The organism is Hymenobacter chitinivorans DSM 11115 (assembly GCF_002797555.1).
In the GTDB taxonomy this organism is placed as follows: Bacteria; Bacteroidota; Bacteroidia; order Cytophagales; family Hymenobacteraceae; genus Hymenobacter; species Hymenobacter chitinivorans.
The window spans coordinates 46954-65140 of record NZ_PGFA01000004.1 but is presented as its reverse complement, the minus strand read 5'-3'; the positions used below and the strand labels follow the sequence as shown (position 1 = coordinate 65140).

General features: G+C 58.2%; 18 protein-coding genes. 4 read left to right on the top strand and 14 right to left on the bottom strand.

Going from position 1 to position 18187, the window contains the following annotated elements; genetic code table 11:
• Window positions 1–226: 226 nt before the first annotated feature.
• The 11 genes from CLV45_RS20245 to pdhA form a co-directional block, all read right to left on the bottom strand.
• Entirely contained in the window at window positions 227–2044 is a 1818-nt protein-coding gene (locus tag CLV45_RS20245; protein WP_245882934.1) for a tetratricopeptide repeat protein, read from the bottom strand.
• A 258-nt stretch (window positions 2045–2302) separates the two neighbouring features.
• A complete protein-coding gene (locus tag CLV45_RS20240; RefSeq protein ID WP_100338312.1) occupies window positions 2303–4429 on the bottom strand; it encodes a peptidylprolyl isomerase in 2127 nt (708 codons plus the stop codon).
• A 131-nt stretch (window positions 4430–4560) separates the two neighbouring features.
• A complete protein-coding gene (locus tag CLV45_RS20235; RefSeq protein WP_157807681.1) occupies window positions 4561–4857 on the bottom strand; it encodes a hypothetical protein in 297 nt (98 codons plus the stop codon).
• 12 nt (window positions 4858–4869) lie between these two features.
• Window positions 4870–5427: an LPS export ABC transporter periplasmic protein LptC gene (gene lptC / locus CLV45_RS20230; RefSeq protein WP_100338310.1), complete on the bottom strand. Its 558-nt coding sequence runs from the start codon at window positions 5425–5427 to the stop codon at window positions 4870–4872.
• A 13-nt stretch (window positions 5428–5440) separates the two neighbouring features.
• Window positions 5441–6793: an OmpP1/FadL family transporter gene (locus CLV45_RS20225; RefSeq protein ID WP_157807680.1), complete on the bottom strand. Its 1353-nt coding sequence runs from the start codon at window positions 6791–6793 to the stop codon at window positions 5441–5443.
• Window positions 6780–7523, bottom strand: a complete 744-nt coding sequence (locus CLV45_RS20220) for a type III pantothenate kinase (RefSeq protein WP_100338308.1) — start codon at window positions 7521–7523, stop codon at window positions 6780–6782. The genes CLV45_RS20225 and CLV45_RS20220 overlap by 14 nt, the downstream gene beginning before the upstream one ends.
• Before the next feature lie 126 nt (window positions 7524–7649).
• Complete coding sequence (locus CLV45_RS20215) at window positions 7650–9476, bottom strand: pseudouridine synthase (RefSeq protein WP_211289980.1); 1827 nt, start codon at window positions 9474–9476, stop codon at window positions 7650–7652.
• Between the two features lie 169 nt (window positions 9477–9645).
• Window positions 9646–10029: a TraR/DksA family transcriptional regulator gene (locus CLV45_RS20210; RefSeq protein ID WP_100338307.1), complete on the bottom strand. Its 384-nt coding sequence runs from the start codon at window positions 10027–10029 to the stop codon at window positions 9646–9648.
• Window positions 10030–10275: 246 nt separating this feature from the next.
• The gene (gene ribH / locus CLV45_RS20205; protein ID WP_100338306.1) at window positions 10276–10752 is read right to left on the bottom strand and encodes a 6,7-dimethyl-8-ribityllumazine synthase; all 477 of its coding nucleotides are present in this window, start codon (window positions 10750–10752) and stop codon (window positions 10276–10278) included.
• A 96-nt stretch (window positions 10753–10848) separates the two neighbouring features.
• The gene (locus CLV45_RS20200) at window positions 10849–11625 is read right to left on the bottom strand and encodes a tetratricopeptide repeat protein (protein ID WP_245882933.1); all 777 of its coding nucleotides are present in this window, start codon (window positions 11623–11625) and stop codon (window positions 10849–10851) included.
• A 54-nt stretch (window positions 11626–11679) separates the two neighbouring features.
• Complete coding sequence (gene pdhA / locus CLV45_RS20195; protein ID WP_100338305.1) at window positions 11680–12852, bottom strand: pyruvate dehydrogenase (acetyl-transferring) E1 component subunit alpha; 1173 nt, start codon at window positions 12850–12852, stop codon at window positions 11680–11682.
• Between the two features lie 65 nt (window positions 12853–12917).
• Here pdhA and recF point away from each other — a divergent pair, with 65 nt between their 5' ends.
• The 3 genes from recF to CLV45_RS20180 all read left to right on the top strand — a co-directional run bounded on the left by recF (window position 12918) and on the right by CLV45_RS20180 (window position 15220).
• Window positions 12918–14027 carry a DNA replication/repair protein RecF gene (recF, locus tag CLV45_RS20190; RefSeq protein WP_100338304.1) on the top strand — a complete coding sequence of 370 codons (1110 nt, stop codon included), beginning with the start codon at window positions 12918–12920 and terminating at the stop codon, window positions 14025–14027.
• Between the two features lie 89 nt (window positions 14028–14116).
• Complete coding sequence (locus CLV45_RS20185; RefSeq protein WP_245882932.1) at window positions 14117–14434, top strand: DUF721 domain-containing protein; 318 nt, start codon at window positions 14117–14119, stop codon at window positions 14432–14434.
• Window positions 14435–14656: 222 nt separating this feature from the next.
• On the top strand, window positions 14657–15220 hold the full coding sequence (locus CLV45_RS20180; protein WP_245882931.1) for an acyl-CoA thioesterase: 564 nt from the start codon (window positions 14657–14659) through the stop codon (window positions 15218–15220).
• Between the two features lie 115 nt (window positions 15221–15335).
• Here the strand turns inward: CLV45_RS20180 and CLV45_RS20175 are convergent, their stop codons facing one another.
• Both CLV45_RS20175 and CLV45_RS20170 read right to left on the bottom strand, forming a co-directional pair.
• Entirely contained in the window at window positions 15336–15722 is a 387-nt protein-coding gene (locus CLV45_RS20175) for a helix-turn-helix domain-containing protein (RefSeq protein ID WP_100338302.1), read from the bottom strand.
• A gap of 339 nt (window positions 15723–16061) precedes the next feature.
• Complete coding sequence (locus tag CLV45_RS20170; RefSeq protein WP_100338301.1) at window positions 16062–16922, bottom strand: glycerophosphodiester phosphodiesterase family protein; 861 nt, start codon at window positions 16920–16922, stop codon at window positions 16062–16064.
• Window positions 16923–17163: 241 nt separating this feature from the next.
• On the opposite strand from CLV45_RS20170, the gene CLV45_RS20165 reads away from it, so the two are divergent.
• Window positions 17164–17787 (top strand): DUF2939 domain-containing protein, encoded by a 624-nt coding sequence (locus CLV45_RS20165; RefSeq protein ID WP_100338300.1) that lies wholly within the window; start codon window positions 17164–17166, stop codon window positions 17785–17787.
• 95 nt (window positions 17788–17882) lie between these two features.
• Here CLV45_RS20165 and CLV45_RS20160 read toward each other — a convergent pair whose 3' ends face one another.
• Window positions 17883–18170 carry a PLD nuclease N-terminal domain-containing protein gene (locus CLV45_RS20160; protein ID WP_100338299.1) on the bottom strand — a complete coding sequence of 96 codons (288 nt, stop codon included), beginning with the start codon at window positions 18168–18170 and terminating at the stop codon, window positions 17883–17885.
• Window positions 18171–18187 lie beyond the last annotated feature (17 nt).

The window sequence follows — 18187 nt, the reverse complement described above, 5'->3', positions numbered from 1 at the left end:
GATGTACCTGATTTTTCTGCTGGCCCTGGCCATCATGTTCATCTTCTTTCGGTAAGTAGAAAGACCCACCGAGCTCTTACCGAGCATTTGCTTCCGTTTTCTAGAGAAAGTCAAAAAGCAGAAGCAAAAACACGCTTCATAAAACGCGGTTGGTTTGCTTCTGCTTTTCAGGTTCCGGTAAAAACCGGATGCATAGTCGGCCCACCGTTTTTCGAGGCCAGCCGTCTTAATTCACGGCGTCGCCGCGCAGCTTGCGGAAGCGTTTGCGGGCTTCGGCGGTGTAGATGCTGCCGGGGTACTTCACCAGCAGCTGGTTGTAGAGCGTTTTGGCTTTTTCGCGGTCCTGCAGGTTTTCCTCGGCAATGCTGGCCGTCAGGAACAGCGCGTCGTCGCTGAGCACGTCGTATTTGGGGTTGGCCGTAATTTTTTCCAACGTGGTGAGGGCGCCGGGATAGTCACCCATGCGGCGCTGAAGCTGGGCTTTCAGGTACCAGGCATCGTCGGTGAGGGCGTGGCCGGGATACTTCTGCAGCAGGTTGTCCAGGCCTTTCAGGGCCGCGTCCAGCTTGTTCTGGAACACGAGCAGCTCCACGGCCGAATAGTCGCGCAGGGCCACGCCGGCGGTGTCCATGGCCGTGTTGTCGGTGATGAGCAGGCTGAGCTGCATGGCATCGTTGGCAATTTCGCGGCTGGTAGCTTCTTTGAGAATGTCCAAATGGCTTTTGGCCAGCTTGAAATCACCGGCGTAGTAGCTCAGGCGGGCGTTGCGCAGCTTGGCCTCGTAGCCCACCGGCGAGTCTTTGTGCGACTTCTCGACCTGGGAATACAGCAGCGTAGCTTCCCAAGGCTCACTGCGCAGCAGGTAAATATCGGCCAGGTTGACCTTGGCCTCGTCCACTACGTCGAGGCTGGCCCGGGGCATGTCGATTACCTCCTGCAGCATGGTCATGGCCTTGTCTTTCTCGTCGAGCTGGAAGGCATAGAGGGCCGCCATGTTGCGCAGCACCGGGGCCGTTTCGGGCGTTTTGCCCAGCTCCGTCAGCACGTTCTGGTACTCACTGATCAGGCCGCGGATCTTGGCCGGGTCCACGGGGTAGGTGGAGCGCACCTGCTCTTCGCGGGCCTGCACCAGCCGCTGCCGGGCCAGGCGGTAGTACATGCCGCTGCGGTACTCGCGCATCACGTAGTCGTAGCCGGCAATGGCGCTTTCGTAGTCTTTGTTGCGCTGGGCAATGCTGGCCAGCTCCATCACCCGGGCACCTTCGGTGCGGCCGCGCCGGTCGAGGGCCTTGGCCTGCACCAGGGCCCCGGTAAAGTCGCGACGCTGCATCTGCAGCCAGAGCAACAGCTCACTGTACACGGCCCGCTCCGGGAATTTTTGCACGTTGGCAAACAGCACTTTCTCCAGGGCATCGAAGTCCTTGTCCTCGCGGAGACTGTTCTGGAGCATGTTGCGCACGAAGGGCAGCTGCTGCTCGTCGTCCTGCACCAGGCGCAGGGTCTCGGTCATCACCTTGTCGGTCTGGCCGGCCTGGGTGTAGAGCTGAATCAGCTGGGGAGCGTACTCGGTGTCGTCTTTGGCCAGCGTGCGGCCTTTGAGGTAGGTTTTTTCGGCCCATTCGGGCAGGCTGCGGCGCATAAACTCGGTAGCCACGGGCACCACCTGCTCCGCCGTAAGCTGGCTTACCAGCCGCTCGTATTGCTTCGTGGCGGCGGCCGGGTCGCCGGCGGTGGTGTAGAGGGCGCCCAGGGCCACGCCGTACGAGAGTTCCTCGGGCCGCTGCCGGATAGCCTTTTTTACCAGCTTTTCGGCATCCTTGTAGCGCTTCAGGTTCTGGAGCACGGTCAGGTAGTCGGGCAGCACGTTGGGGGCGGCCTGCTCTTCGCTGCGCAAGCGCCCGAAGAGGAAGGCCGCTTTTTCATTTTCGCCTTTGCGGGCATATTCCCGGGCCAGCGCAATACCGCTGCCGCCCTCGTCCTGGGCCTGGGCGGCCTGCAGCGTGAGGCCCAAACCCAGCACCACGGCCGAGCCAACGTGAATCAAGCGACGCAAAGAAAAAAGACGCATAGCGCAGAGTTCTAATCAAGTACTAGTCTGAGACAGTAAACCGGGCGAAGCTTACTTTCATTCATTCGGGTCCGAAAACCAAGAGGTAAACGTAAAACCGGTCCTGCGAAGATTCTTTCCTCAGCGGAAAGAGTAAGCTGCTGGCAAACAGGCTGCACCCCGTCCCAAACAAAAAGGGCCGTACCCGAAGATACAGCCCTTTTCAATGCTTCTGCTAGTTATGACCTGCGCGGCTTAGAAGAACTTGGTGCGCTCATCCTTGATGTTGGCATTGGTCTTCACGGCTTCGTAGATGGCGCCGTCGGCGCGGGCCGTGCGCTGAGCCGTCAGCTGCTGCCGAACGGCCTGCACGTCGGCGGGTGCGGTGGGCTTGTCGATTTTCACGGTTTCTACAATCAGCACGCCTTGCTCGCCCTGGAAGGGAGCCGACTGCTGACCGGGCTTCAGGCCGAAGGCTTTGCCCACGGCCAGGGGCTCACCGCCCAGGCCCTGCACTACGCCGGTGCCCAGCACCACATTGTCGGCCGTTTTCACCTGGGCGGTGGGGCCGTAAGCGGCGGCAATCTGCTCCAAGGAGCCTTTTTTGCCGTTGAGCTTATCCATGATTTGCTTCGCCTTCAGCTCGTTTCGCACGGCTGCCGACAGCTCCTGCTTCAGGCTGGCCACGTCGGCCGTGCCTTTGGCGCGCTGCTCGGTCAGGACGCCGATGACGTACTGGTCGCCGATTTCATAGACTTCTGACACGTCGCCGATTTTGGTGTCCTTGCCGCCGTTACCGGCCCCGAAGGCCCAGCGGACCAATTCGCGGGCGTTCTGCAGGTTGTTTACGTTGCGGGCGTCGCTAGCCAGGCCTTTGGCTTCCTGCTTCTGCAGGGTCTTGTCGGCGGCTACGGCGGCCCGGAACGAGGCCAGGTCATTGGCTTTGCCTTTCAGCTCCTGGGCGCGGGCGTAGGCCGCTTCGCGGGTAGCGTCGGAAGGCGTAATGGTCTTCTGAACGGCCGCAATCTGGTAGGTCTGCGTGGTTTTGGGGGCGGTAATCTTGATGATGTGGTAGCCGAACGAGGTTTCTACCGGGTTGGGCAGCAGGCCAGCCGAGGTAGCGCCGAAGACGGCCTTCTCGAACTCGGGCACCATGCGGCCCTGCGTAAACCAGCCCAGGTCGCCGCCGGTGGCGGTGGTACCGTCGGTGCCGTACTGGCGGGCCATGGCGGCGAAGTCAGCCCCCCCTTTGATTTTGGCCAATACTTCCTTGGCTTTGGTCAGAGCGGCAGCTTTGGCTTCGGGCGTGGTGCCTTCGGGCTTGATCAGGATGTGGCTGGCGCGGGCGGCAGCCTGGGCACCGGCCTTCTGGGCCGTCACTTTGAAGAGCGAGTACACGCCGTTTTCGGCGTAGGGGCCATACACCTGACCCACGGTGAGGGGCAGCTGCTGACGCAGTTTCTCGGGCATATCGGCCGGCGACACGAAGGCGCCATTGTAGGGCTGGTCGGAGTTGAGCTTCACGAAGAGCGAGTCAACCGGGGCGGTGCGGAACTGGCTGGCCAGCTCATCCACGGTCTTTTTCACGGTGGCGCTGTCTTCGGCCGAGGCCACCACGGGGATGGTTACGTACTCGATGCTGCGGCCGGCTTCCACTTTGTAGCGGCCTTTGTTCTTGTCGAGGTAGGCCTGCAGCTGGTCGTCGCTTACTTTCACGGCCGAATCCGAAATGGAGAAGTAGGGCACGAACAGGTAGCGGATGCTGGCGCGGGTATTCTGGTTCTCGTTGTAGAGCTTGGCCTCGGCGCTCGTCACGTAGGTCGAGAGCTTGATGAGGTTGTTGTACTTGTTGCCCATGCGCTCAGCGGGCAAGTTGGCTTCGAAGTTGTACCAGGCCTGCTGCGACTGGGGCGGCAGCTTGTCGAGGTTCTTGAGGTATTCAATCACCTTGGCGCGGTCAAACTGACCGGTCTGCTGGTCGGTGAAGGCCTGACGGATGCTGGGGTGAATATTTTTACCCTGCACCATGTCCGTCAGCTCATCGTCCGATACGGCGATGCCCAGCTTCTCGAACTCCTTGGTAAAGGCAATGCGGTAAATGGTCTGGTTCCAGGCCTGGTCGCGCAGGTAGCCCAGGGCCTGCTCGTCGGGCTGGCGGCCCTGCTGCTGGATGTAGTTCTGCTTGGCCTGCTCCAGGGCGGCGTTAAAGGCTTCGTAGTCTACTTTCTCGCCGGCTATTTCGCCTACCGTGTTTTCATTGCGGTTAAACAGGCGGTTTTTACCGCCTATCAGGTCTCCCCCGACGATAAAGAGCAGCAAACCGATGGCGACGATGCCAACAGCCCAGCTCGATTTTTCTCGGATCGTGTTAATTAATGCCATTTACTTGAAAAAAAGCGCGGTAAAAGAGTAGAAAGAGTCGCAAAATAACCAGAATCCGCCGGACATTCAAAGCTAACCGAAAGCAAGCCCGCCCGAAGGGGACTTCGGGCGGGCAAGTTTCAGGGTTAAAGCTACTTTCGGGGCTTCTTGCGCGGCTGAGGTTTGCCGGATTTGGCCGGGGTTTTGGGCTGGACCTTGGGTGCGTTTTTGGGGTCGGCCAGGAAGCGGGCTTCCTTGTCGCGCTGCTTGAGGTAGCGGTAGTACATGATGCAGCCCAACGAAAGCATGAACAGCCAGTAGTTGCGCTGTAGGCTCTCGGCCGGGACCTTAGGGTTGTTTTCCACCAGGGTCTGATACACGCCGATAACGAACGTGACCACGCCCAGCGAAAACAGCACGGTGCGCCACATAGACGGGTCGATACGCATACTCGGGAAGGGTTATTTGGCTATTGGAGCGTCAAAGACCCCAGTAGGCTTCAGAATACTATAGCGTGAAAAGTCCTGGTTGGCGGTCAAACCTTCACCGGTTAGGATTTCGGCCGGAGTCTGCACGCGCACCTCCATCTTGGGGTCGGTGTAGATGATGGCCTTGACCCGGTCGTAGAACAGCTCCTCGGTGTTCATCTTCTGCTGCTTCTGCTGGTTGGCCACCCGCACGTCGCCGCGCACCACGTACAGGTTTTTGGCCTTGTCGTATTTGGCGTACTTGCCTTCCAGGGTGTTAATGACCGTGCGCCCCCCGTCGCCGTAGAAGCTCACCTTCACCCCTTTGGGGTAGATTTGGTCCCCGGTTTCGAAGGTTTGCTCCACCGGGGCCGTTAGCCGGATCTGTAGCTTGGCCGAGTCGCTGAGCAAGGTCAGCACATTGGTGGTTTCGGCCGCGGGGCCGTTGTACACGATTTTCTTGGCTACCTGGACTTCCTTTTTCTTGCAGCCCGTGGCACTCACTACCAGTAGGGCCGCGCCCAGCACCCAACTCACACGTTGTGCCGCCATAGCTCCGGGGTGCTTACTCAATCCGACGTTTGATAAACCAGCGGTTGTTCAGCGTCACGCCCAGCTGCATCCGGATGTAGTCTTCTTTCACGTTGCTGACTATGCGGCTGCGGCCGTTTTCCACCAGGGTGCTGTTGTCGGTGTTGCCGCGCTGCCCGTAAGTGAAGGCCAAGCTCAGGATGGTTGCATCCAGAGGCGTGGCCGAGGGCATCGGGAAGGCAAAGCCCCAGCTGATGGCCCGGTCGTAAAGAGTTTGGCCGCCGGGGCGGTAGGGCATTTGGCTTACGCTCAGGCCGGCCCGGTAGCTGACCCGCTTAAAGTAGTTTTCTACCGAAGTCGGGTCCGGGGTAAACTCGCCGCCAATACCAACGCGGACGGTATTGTTCAGGGCCGTGCCCGAGGCCGTACCACCAAAGCCTTTGTACTTCGACCACTGCTGCTGGGCCACATCGAGGCTGGCACTCCAGGTTTTGTTGTTGTCGAGGCTGATGCCAAACTGCGTCAGGGCGGGCAAGGTGGCGGCGCCCTTCTTGTCGGTTTCGATGGGCAGCTCTTCAATTAGTACGCCACCGGCATCTTCCCGCTGCAAGGAAGTAGTGCGCGTGCCGTTCAGGTCGGTCTGAAACGTGTACACGCCACCCAGGTTGTAGTTCAGCCCGTCATTGACTTTGCCGCGGTAGTGGGCCGCACCCCGGAAGGTAAAGTCGGAGTAGTGCAGGTGGTCGAGGATAACCGATTTGGTGATATCCGTGGCGGAAGTAGCATCGGAAGTAACCACCGTAGTACCCACCGACTCGTCGATGGTGCCGAAGATGTAAGAAGCCGAGGCCCCTACCGTCAGCCCTTTGGCAACGCGGAAAGCGTGGGCCATATAGGCTTCGGTAATTTCGCCCTCGCCTTTTTGCTGCTGCAGCGCCTGGGCGCCGCTGTTGTCGTTGGTTACCGTGCCCACGGTGTTCGACTCGTAGTCGACCGAGCTGTAGGGCCGCAGGCCCAGGGAGGCGGCCCAGCTTTTCGAGATGGGGAAGCTCAGAGCCAGGTAGCCCAGGGTGGCGCTGCCGGTTTTGTTGGAAGCTGTAGCGTTGCGCAGGGTTTTGTACTGCCCGTTGAAGCCCGCTTCGTAGGTTGTGCGGCCCGTGTAGTACAGCATGGCCGGGTTGATGTCGTTGACGTTGGTGCTATTGGGAGCTGCCAAGCCCACGCCGCCCATGCCCTGCTGCCGTACGCCACCCAGGTTGGGGTTGTAGTCGCCCAGCCCTAAGCGCGAATAGGGAGAGTTGCCCAGGCCTTGGCCATAGACGTTGGGGGCGGCCATCAGGCCCAGTACTACCAGCCCTACAAAGCCAGCCGATTTAGATTTCAACATTATGCACCAGTATTCGGTGAAGCCCAATGAGCACGAGCTCCGGAATGACAAAGATACGGCCTTTCAGCCGTGGTTGAAAAAAGCCAGCGTCGCCCCCGGCTAATACAATCTGCAGATCAGGGTTCTGGTCCTGATAAGCAGCAATAAACCCGTTTACTTCAGCTACGGCCCCGTTCAGCACCCCGCTCCGGATGGCCGACTCGGTGTCGTCGCCGGTCAGGGCCAGCGGAACCGTAAGCTCGGCCGGCGGGGTTACCAACGGCAGACGGCCGGTAAACGTGTGCAGGGCCTGAAACCGTAGCCGCAGCCCCGGCGCAATACTGCCGCCCCGGAACGTATGTCCGCCTTCCACCCAGTCGCACTTGATGGCCGTGCCGGCATCGATGATGAGCGTGCTGCGCGTGGGCCAAAACCAGGCGGCGCCCACGGCGGCGGCCAGCCGGTCGGCGCCCAGGGTGTGGGGCGTGGCATACCCGTTCCGAATCGGTAACAGCGTGGTGGCCGGCAGAAATTCCAGCACCCGCCCCGAAATCTGCTGCTGCCACTGCGCCGCCCAGCGGGTCGTATCCTCAGCTACCGAGCTGCTAATAACGTGCTCGGGCGCCAAGCGCTGCAGCAGGCCACTCACCGCCCCCACCGACTCCACCACGCCCGTTTCCAGCAGCTCGTTGCCCGCAAAGCAGCCGTATTTCACGGCGGTGTTGCCAATATCGAGGGCCAGGGTACGCATGATGGGATGAGAAAGAAATTCGGCTTACTGGAACGGGCCAGCTAGCTTCGGCGGCCAACGACGGGCGCGGCCGTAAAGCAAACAGGCTGGCTGTATGAGTCAACAGCCAGCCTGCAGGTTGCTTGGTTAGAGGAAATACTTCAGACGAATAACTTCCTTCTCGCTCAGGAAGCGCCATTTGCCGCGGGGCAGGTCCTTTTTGGTCAGGCCAGCGTACTGCACCCGGTCCAGGGTCACGACTTCGTACCCGAGGTGCTCGAAGATGCGGCGCACAATCCGGTTGCGGCCCAGGTGCAGCTCGATGCCCACAAAGTGCGGGTTGCCGGCCACCACAGCCACGTCGTCTACTTCTGCTTTGCCATCTTCCAGGTCCAGGCCGGCGGCAATCTGCTTGAGGTGCTCCTCGGTCAGGGGCTTGTTGAGCTCCACCTGGTAAATCTTCTTGTTCTTGTGCGAGGGGTGCGAGAGTTTCTGCGCCACTTCCCCATCGTTGGTGAAGAGCAGCAGGCCGGTCGTGTTCCGGTCGAGGCGGCCCACCGGGAAAATGCGCTCCTTCGAAGCCGAAGCCACCAGCTCCATTACCGTGCGGCGGCCTTCGGGGTCGTCGGTAGTGGTCAGGTAGTCCTTGGGCTTGTTGAGCAGCACGTACACGTGCTTTTCGCGCTTGAGGTTGGTCTTACCGTACTGCACCGTATCGGTGGGCTGCACCTGGTAGCCCATTTCCGTCACCACTTCCCCGTTCACCCGGATTTCGCCGGCGGCAATCAGGGCGTCGGCTTCCCGGCGCGAGCAAATGCCCGCGTTGGCAATGTAGCGGTTCAAACGGGTTGTATCGGCGTGCGAGTCATCCTCGTCGCGGCGGCGCTTGTTGCCGCGGGTCTTGTCTTCCTCGTAGTGGCGCAGGTTTTTGTACTCGGGCGCTTCGCCGGCTACTTCGCCCCGCTTGGGCTTATCGGCGCGGTTCTCGTAGGCCGGCCGTACCGGGCGCTCCGTCCGCTCCCCGAAAGGCCGGGCTTCGCGCTTGTCCCCGTAGGCGGGTTTGTCGCCAAACGAGCGGGGCTTATCACCCCGGGCACCTCCTTTGTCGCCGTAGGGTTTGTTGCCAAAGCTGGGCCGCTCGCCGAAGCTGCGGTTGCCGAAGCCACTCTCCCGCCGGTCGGGCGTACTGCGGCGCTCCTCGCGGCCAAAGCCACCTTCCCGGCGCTCCGGCCGGGCGTTATCGTCCCGCCGGTCGGCGCGGGGCTTTTCCTCGCGGTTGAAACCCTCGGGCACCCCGCGGAAATCGAAGGGACGGGCTGGTCGGATGGCCCGGTTCGGGCCCGTGTCGCCGTCGCGCTCCTCGCGGTGAAAATCCACCGGTGGCTCGGGCATGCTCGGCTTGGGCTGGGCGTAGGGGTTTACTTTATTGAACTTACGGTTCCGCTCGCCGGCGCCCCCGCGGGGTACGGCGGGCTTGCCCTCCTGCTGGTAGGGCTGGCCGGGCCAGTTGGCCTTGGGGTTGTAGGGCTGCACCGGGCGCTCATCACGGCGGTCCTCCCGGCCTTCAAACCGGCGGGACGAATTCCGGTCGCCATCGCGGCCGAACGAGCGGCGGTCGTCGCCCCCGTCGCGGCGCGGGCCGCCGAAGCCGCCCCGGTTACCGGAGCCTTCATTGCGACCAAAGCCGCCGGGGCTGCCACCCGAGTTACCAAACTTGCGCGGCCCGCCCTCGCTACCGCCGAAGCGCTTGCCCCCGCCGGAGTTGGGGCGGCCTTCTGAGCGGCCAAAGGAAGGGCGCGAAGAAAAGTCGCGGCCGGCCCCGTCGTTGCCGGAGCGGTTACCGCCAAATCCTCCTTCGCCGGGGCGGGAAGAGAATTTGCGCGGACCGCCGCTGTTGCCAAAATTGCCGGAAGGCCGGTCGCCGCTGGGGCGCCCCCGCCGGGCGGAGTTGTCGTCGTTGTGTTTCTTGCCCATGGTTGCAAGGAGTAAGTGCCGTATCGCTACGGTACAAGATAAAAATGAATCAGAGGAAAATCCGGCGAGCTAACGCAGGAGCCGGTAAAACAGTGCCCGGACTAACGGCGCGGATGATGAAGGCCGCCTGCCGCTAGTCCGGGCAAAGATGGGAGGTGTGTTGCGGCCGCTAGTCGCGACGCGCCATTTTGGCTTCGATGGAGTGCTGGGTGTGGGGTACAGCGCGCAGCCGTTCCTTGGGAATCAGCTTGCCGGTGCCGATGCACACGCCATACGTACCATTCTTGATGCGTACCAGCGCGTTTTCGAGCTGTTGGATGAACTTCATCTGGCGGGAAGCCAACTGGTTCATGCTCTCTTTCTCGGCCGTGTCAGCGCCATCTTCCAGCACTTTGGCTGAGGAAGCGGTGTTGTCGGTGCCTGAGTCGTTTTTGCGGCTCAGGGTTTCTTTGATGAATGCTACTTCCTTGCGGGCTGCGTTGAGTTTTTCTTGGATGATTTCCGCAAACTCAGCCAGTTCTTCCCTGGAATAGCGTAGGTTTTCTTCACTCATGGGGGTTCAGGGAGAGGTTAATAAATTGAATATTAAGTTCTTACCAAGCAAGGTCTTAGCAAAATCCCGGCATATTTGGCTTTTTAACAGCAAGCCCCTCAAATAAGTTGCTGCTGAGCCGCCCCATAAACGGTGGGGTCCCGGTTTTGGCGTATTCCCGCGCTATTTGGCCGCAAAGCTACGCTTTTGTCCGATAATCAGCCAGCTACGAGTATTCTTTGCCCGGAAGGCTATCCTACCTCGGCCTTAGAAGCCCAGCATGTGGATGGCGGCAGCGGCGGCCTCCACACCCTTGTTGCCGTGCTTCCCACCCGCCCGGTCCAGGGCCTGCTCCAGGTTGTTAGTCGTCACCAGACCGAAAATAACGGGCTTGTTGAACTTGAGCCCCACGTTGGTCAGTCCGTGCGCCACGGCGTGATTAATATAGTCATCATGCTTGGTGTCGCCTTTGATAACTACGCCCAGGCAAATGACGGCATCAATTTCCTCGTGCTGGGCCAGGAACTGGGCCCCCAAGGTTAGCTCGAAGCTGCCGGGCACGCTGTTGCGGTAGATGTTCTCATCCTTGGCGCCGTGCTTGAGCAGGGTCTCGTAAGCTCCCTGGGCCAGTACGTCGGTGATTTCACGGTTCCATTCGGCTACCACCAAGCCAAAGCGCTTGTCGGAAATATCGACAAAGCTATTGGCAGTGTAGTCGCTCAGGTTTTTCAGGGAAGTAGCCATAGCCGTCTTCGTTTCGGTGGTCGGTGTGTTTATAAAACAAAGCTGCGCCTTCCTTGCGGAAAAGCGCAGCTTCTTATTCGGATTATTCAGTCGGGCTTACTTGCCGGCCAGGCCTTCGAGGCGGGCCTTGAACTGTTTGGCTTCGCCAGCTTCCTGAGCATTCTGGTAATCGGTCAGGATTTTGTCGTAGGCCTTGAGGGCGCCGTCGTAGTCCTTGGCCAGTTCCCGGGCCGTGGCTTCCTTCATCAGGTAGCCAGGCGAGAAGTACTCATTGGCATTGTAGTTAGCCGCCTTGTTATAGAGGTCAGCGGCTTCCTTGTACTTGTTGAGCTCCAGGTTAGCATCACCCAGCAGGGAGTAAGCGCGGGCCTGCACCAGCAGGTCGTCCGAGCTGAAGTCTTCCAGATAGTCGATGGCGGCCTGAAACTTGCCCTGTTTCAGGGCGGCAGCACCGGCGTAGAAGTTGGCCAGATTGCCAGCTTTGGTACCGCCGTATTCTGAGGCTACTGCTTCCAGCCCGTCGTACTGACCGTCGCCCTTCATAGCTTTGTTTAGCGAGTCGGCCTCCCAGTAGTTCACCGCCTGGAACATGGCGGCCTGCGCCTTCTTGTCTTGCGACGAACGCCAGGTGTAGTAACCGAAAGCTCCCACCACGGCCAGCACTACTACGGCCAGCAGGCCGAGCAGCACGTTCTTGTTGCGGCGCAGAAAATCCTCCGAATTAGCCAGCCGGGCGGCCAAAGCATCCGGGTCTTCGAGCAAGGGGTGCTCGGTTACCAAATCACCTTCGATGGGCTGATTGGGGTCCGCTGGGACCTGGGTCTGCTGCGGACGGTTCTGCGGGCTATTGCGCGTGTAGGGAATCTTAGACATTACTGAGCTTTCAAAAAGGGCGGCCGGGCAGCCGGGTAAAACTCCGCTTCGGAATTAGTCGCGGATGTAAGGGTAGTCCTGCTGCACGTAGACGTCTTTGTACAGCTCGTCGGCAGTGGGGAATGGCGAGTTCTCCGCAAACTCCACCGACTCCAGCACCTGCGCTTTGATCTTCTCGTCGATGGCCGTCAGCTGCTCTTCCGTCGCCATGTTGTGGGTCAGGATGGTGTGACGAACCGACTCAATAGCATCACGCGAACGGTAGTCTTCGAGTTCCTCTTTGGTCCGATATTTTGCCGGGTCGCTCATCGAGTGACCTTTGTAGCGGTAGGTTTTGAACTCCAGGAAGGTGGGGCCTTCGCCGGCACGAGCACGCTCAGCGGCACGGGCTACGGCTTCGTGAATGTCTTCCACATTCATACCATTCACGGGCTCCGACGGCATGTCGTAGCCGCGGCCGATGTGGTAGAGCTCGGTCACGTTCGAGGTGCGCTGCACCGAAGTACCCATGGCGTAGCCGTTGTTCTCCACGACGAAGATGACGGGCAGCTTCCACAGCATGGCCATGTTGAAGGCCTCGTGCAGGGCACCCTGGCGCACAGCACCGTCGCCCATGTAGCAAATGCAGAGCTTACCGGTCTTGTTATACTTCTCGGCGAAAGCCAGGCCAGCACCCATCGGTACCTGCCCGCCCACGATGCCGTGGCCACCGACGAAGTTCACTTCCTTATCGAACATGTGCATCGAGCCACCTTTGCCTTTTGAGCAGCCGGTAGCCTTGGCATACAGCTCAGCCATGATGGCGTTGGGCGAGGTGCCCAGGGCCAGGGGGTGAGCATGGTCGCGGTAAGCGGTAATCCACTTGTCCCCTTTTTCCAGGGCCGATACGGCACCAGCTACGCAGGCTTCTTGCCCAATATAGAGGTGGCAGAAACCCTTAATCTTCTGTTGACCGTAGAGCTGACCAGCCTTCTCCTCAAACTTGCGCATGAGCTGCATCTGCTCGTACCAGGTCAGGTAAGTCTCCTTAGAGAATTGGGGCTCGGCGGGCGACGTGGCACGGGGAGCATTTCCTTCCGGCTGCTGGTCATTAGCCGGGGGCAATACCGGATCAGGCTGCTTCACCGTTTCGGTGGCACTGTCCGCTTTAGGGGTAGTCTTCTTGCTCGACGATTTTTTCGCCGAATTGGAAGCGCTTGGGGTAGCCTTTACTTTCGTCTCCGCCATCGTACTCTCGGTTGTTCGCGTTTGGGATGCGAAAGTACGTAAAAGGATTGCAATTCCGAACCTGAATGATTCTTGAAACTCTACATCTGCTGTTCTTCAAAAACTACGATGAGGCGACGCTGCAGCTCTCGCCCCATATCAACTGTTTTATAGGAGATAACGGCAGTGGGAAGACCAACCTGCTCGATGCAATCCATTACTTGGCGCTTACCAAAAGCGCCTTTACCAGTTTGGATGCCCAGAGCATAAAACAGGGCGAGGAATTCTTCGTGGTAAAAGGCCGGTTTTGCACCCCGCCCGATGACGTGCGTGAAACCATTCAGTGCAGCCTGCGGGCCGGGCAGAAGAAAGCCGTGACCCACAACAAGCAGGCTTACGAGCGTATCTCCGACCATATCGGCCGCTTCCCCGTCGTGCTTATTTCACCTTATGATACTGACCTGATTCGGCAGGGCAGCGAAGAGCGCCGTCGCTACTTCGACAGCCTGATATCCCAGCTCAACCACGAGTACCTGGAGCTACTCATTCAGTACAATCACCTCCTGCGCCAGCGTAATGCCCTGCTTAAGCAAGCCGCCGACCGCCAGGGCTACGATCGGGACTACCTCTTGGTATTGGATGAGCAGCTGGCTCCGGTCGGCACCCAGCTGGTGCAGCTGCGCCAGCAGTTCCTGGCCGATTTCACCCCCATCTTCCAGCGCCATTACCAGCAGTTGGCCGACAGTCAAGAAGAAGTCACCCTAGACTATAAGAGTCAGCTACCCGACGCCGACTTCCTGCACCTGCTCCGTACTTTTGAGCGCAAGGACCTGGCTTTACAACGCACCACCGTGGGCCCGCACAAGGATGACTTCGTGTTTCTGATGGATGGGGTATCGGTGAAGAACTACGGCTCCCAGGGCCAGCAGAAATCGTACGCCATTGCGCTTAAGCTGGCGCAGTTTGAAATAGCCGCCACCCGCAAGCAGCACAAGCCCATTCTTCTCCTCGACGACATCTTCGACCGGCTCGACGAGAAGCGCATCACCCGCCTGCTGCAGCTCGTGGCCGACCAGACCTTTGGCCAGGTTTTCCTGACTGATACCCACCTGGAGCGCACCGACCGGGCCCTGGCCAACCTCTCGGAACAGATCAGTCGTTTCCGGGTGGAAAGTGGCCACGTGACGCCCCTTTAGTCGGGCTTCTCCCCTACCTTTGCCGGTAGTACTTAAGCTTGCTGATTCTCGGCTAGCTCAGCAGTTCGCGCGTAGTATATCCAGTGATTTTGAAAAAATATAACTCGCCCGAAAATTCCCGTAAAGCTGATGTCCTCACCTTGAAAGAGGGTATCACCGCTTTGCTCAAGGCTTACCGTATTCAGGGTAAGCTCAACGAAACCCTGGTGGTTTCAAGTTGGGAGCGAATCATGGGCAAAGCAGTTGCCCTCAAAACTCAGGAGGTCTATATCAGCCAGGGTAAGCTATTCGTGCGTCTTAGCTCGGCCCCACTTAAGCACGAGCTGGTGATGGCCAAGACCCGGGTACTGGACCTTATCAATGCCGAGGTAGGCGAGCAGGTTATAAAAGAGGTAGTATTCCTCTAAGTTTAACCTTACTCTATGCAAGGCAGAAGAGCTTGTCTCTGCTCTTAGCCAGCCCACTCGACGTAAGCCCCGCTTCTTCGCCTACCTCTTTCATAGAAGTCAGTACAAAGCTCCACAGTCACTTGTGGAGCTTTTATTTTATCTACCCCTACGAATCATTGCCAATCAAGTCACGACAGGTTCACGCTTAGCAAGTCTTTCACTTCTTCCCTCTTCTACTTCATGTCCCAAATTGCATTACCTGAGTTCCGCCCCGTGTCGTATTCCCGCGTCACGCTTACCGAATTAATGATTCCCTCCTACGCCAACTTCGGGGGCAAGATCCACGGCGGCATCCTGCTATCCTTAATGGATAAGGTGGCTTATGCGGCGGCCTCCAAACACGCCGGCAACTACTGCGTGACCGTGAGTGTGGACGGCGTGAACTTCCTGCAGCCAGTCGAGGTGGGCGAGCTGGTATCGTTGCTGGCCTCGGTCAACTATGTGGGTCGGACTTCCCTCCTGGTCGGCATTAAGGTAATTGCCGAGGACGTGCGCAGTGGCTCCGTCAAACATACCAACACCTCCTACTTCACCATGGTAGCCAAGGACGATACGGGCCGCCCCACCACGGTACCCGGACTCAGTCTGGAAACGCCCGAGGACAGTCGGCGCTTCCTTGAGGCTATCAAGAGACGAGAGTTTCGGGAGCGAAACAAAGCCGAGTTCGACAATGCCTTGTCGGCGTTGGCCGTGCACCAGGAGATGTATCTACTCCAACAGGAACGCTGTCAAATTGTGTACTGAATGGACTACGCAGAAGGCTACGCTTTTGCCCTATTCTATCCGCCTATCTAAGGGCACTGATACAGCCCAACTCTACGCCCAGGATGACAAAAATGTTTCACGTGGAACATTTTTGTCATTTAGGACCGTACACCTTCATAAGCAGCTCATTGTAGGCTTCTAGGAGAGCTATATACTTCGTTTGTAACGCCATAAGCTGCTTTACAGGATCAGAATCAGCCGTTTGTAACACATTAGAACGCGGTGTTACAGTTACATTGTTCGTGTTCGTTACAGTAGATGTTGCGAAAGGCAGTACAGCTTGTTGTAACGAAGTAAAATCATTTGAAAAGTCGTGTCCGATTATTTCGCCTACTCGCTTTACAAAAGCGTAATCCAAGTTATCCTCTTTGAATTTACGATATATAGTTGGACGCGTAATACCCAGTTCCTCCACAATACGGGTAATAGAAATACCGCTGTTTTTGATGGCTTCCTGCAGGATTTCGCCTTGGTGTGGCATAGAGGGCGGGTTGTAATAAGGACAGAGTGTAAAGATGCCACAAGTGTTGCAATGAAACAAACGGATGGTGTAAATATGTACAAAGAAGGACCCTGTAACAATGTAACAGACATTTATTGTAACACGTAACAAATTACAAATTACACAACACTGTTACAGAACAAACCCTTTACAGACATACACAATGTGTAATACATGTATTGTAACAACCGCATTCATCACAACAATGAATGTGAAACACTCCTGCTCTCAAATGCCCAATGCTGATGAGAAATGCGCTTTTGCCTACGTGTTCCACGGCTACACTAGGCGTGGACAGTACGTCTAAGAATAGAATGGTTATTGCTGCCCGTTCAGGACGTCTCGAAGTCGGTTGGGATAATCGGTGGTGATGCCTTGGACACCGAGCGTAACGAGCTGCTGCATGGCGGCTACATCGTTTACCGTCCAGGGTACTAGGCGCAGGCCAAGGGCTTGTACTTCGTGGAGCAAGCTTGGAGTAAGCAGGGTATAATCGGGGCCGAAGACGGCCGGCACAAAGCCCAGCTCTGCGAGATGATGAGCCAATGACTGTCCGTCTTCTACCAGCAAGCACAGCGGCCCTTTAGGAATTAGTAGCCGGGCTTGCTGCAGAATTCGCTTGTCGAAGGAGAGCAGCGTAGTCCGCTCCAGAACTCCCTCCTCTCCTAGCGCAGCGACTACTAACGCCACGAATTCAGGAGGCGCGGGATGAAACAGATTGTCACCATCCGGCTCGGTTTTTATCTCGACACTATACCGTAGGGCACGCCGGCCGAGCTCCTTAGCCTGCGCTTCCACCCGCCGGATTACGTCCCGTAGCAGGGGTTTGTAAGCCGGCGTTGGTTGCTGTTCCGGGAAGCGCGGATGCTGGGTCAGGCCGCAGTCGTACTGCCGGATTTCGGCGTAGGTAAGCTGGTAGAGATTATGCCGTAGCTCCTGAGCAGGATCAATCAGAGCACCGTTAGGCAGGCGGCAAATAGCGGCCGAAAACCATGGCTCATGGGACACGACGACCTGGTTATCGGCCGAAATGACGACGTCAAGCTCCAATACATCCACGCCGAGAGCTACGGCATGCACGAAGGCCGGCAGCGTATTCTCCGGCCACAGGCCCCGGCATCCCCGGTGCCCGTGAATTTCGGGTCGTGGTAGGTTAGAATGTGCCACAGCAGTGCTCATCTGCTTGATACGGAGCAGTAATGCTGAATGGCCGATTTTGGTCTTACACGGCAACACAAAGCGGCGGGAAAGACTATTTAAAGCCTTGTGAGCATGATTTTCGGGACTGTAGCCTGACTTGAGCGGATAGCAGCTTGAACGGTACCGATGGCTAGAAAGTCTTCTTGGGCCCTGGGCGCTAGATTAGGTAGCAAAACCAATATTTTTGCCCACTAACCTTGTATTCTCTTCCTTGCACTTTATGAAAAAGATTGTTTTGCTGTTGCTGCTGGCAGCACTCGGGGTAGGTGGCTATCTGTACTACCGCAGCCTGACCACGGGCCCCGAATACTCCCTGATGCAGGCGGCCAAGGCCACCCAGGACCACGACATGGCTGCTTTTGAGCGCTACGTGGATGTGAACAGCGTGACTGGGAGCTTAGTGGATCAGGTGACCAGCCAAAGCTCGGCACTGGGCTTGCTGAACCCCGGCTCGTTTGCCTTCAAAGGCGCCCTGCGGCTGCTGAAGCCCCAGCTGGCAAAAGCCGCTCATAAGGAAGTGCAGAACTACGTGGAGTCGGGCTCCCTGGAGGCCGCCGCTGCCGCTCAGCCCGACCGCCTGGTGAAGGTGTCGCTGGCCGGGCTGGCCAGCAAAGTGGTAAGCAATGACAGCCAGTTCAAGGACATTAAGTACGTAAACGAGCAGGGCGACAAGGCTCTGGTCGGCATCGAGATTACCCAGCCGAAGTACGACACGACGATGGTTATCGAGGTGAAGATGCAGGACAAGGGCGACTATTGGCAGGTGAAGGAAATCACGAACACTGGCGAGCTGCTCAAACACGTGGCGCGCCTGGAGAAAGACCGGCTGCTGAAGCGTGACTAACCTCTCCGCTTAGCACATCGGGGAGCTAAAACAGAAAGCCCCGCCACAGGATTGTGGCGGGGCTTTCTGTTGGTACGACTGAGGAAGACTGGTGACTAGGCCAAGTTGGATTTGCCGCGGCCCGAGAGCAGGTAGTACAAGATCAGGCCCAGCACCGGCAGGAACCAGATGATGGCGACCCAGAGAATTTTCTTGCCAATAGTCCAGGGCTGGCGGAACACGTCAATCAAGGCCAGTACGTCGAGAACAAGAATCGCAATGCCCCAGATCGACAGGCTGCCGTTGTTGTTGAAACGGCTGCAGGCAGTGGTAGTCAGCGTGAGTGCGGTAAGCAGAAGGGCCGTAACCGGCAAACGGTTGGCGAGGGCAGCAATCTTATTCATGAGAAGTCAGGTGTTGG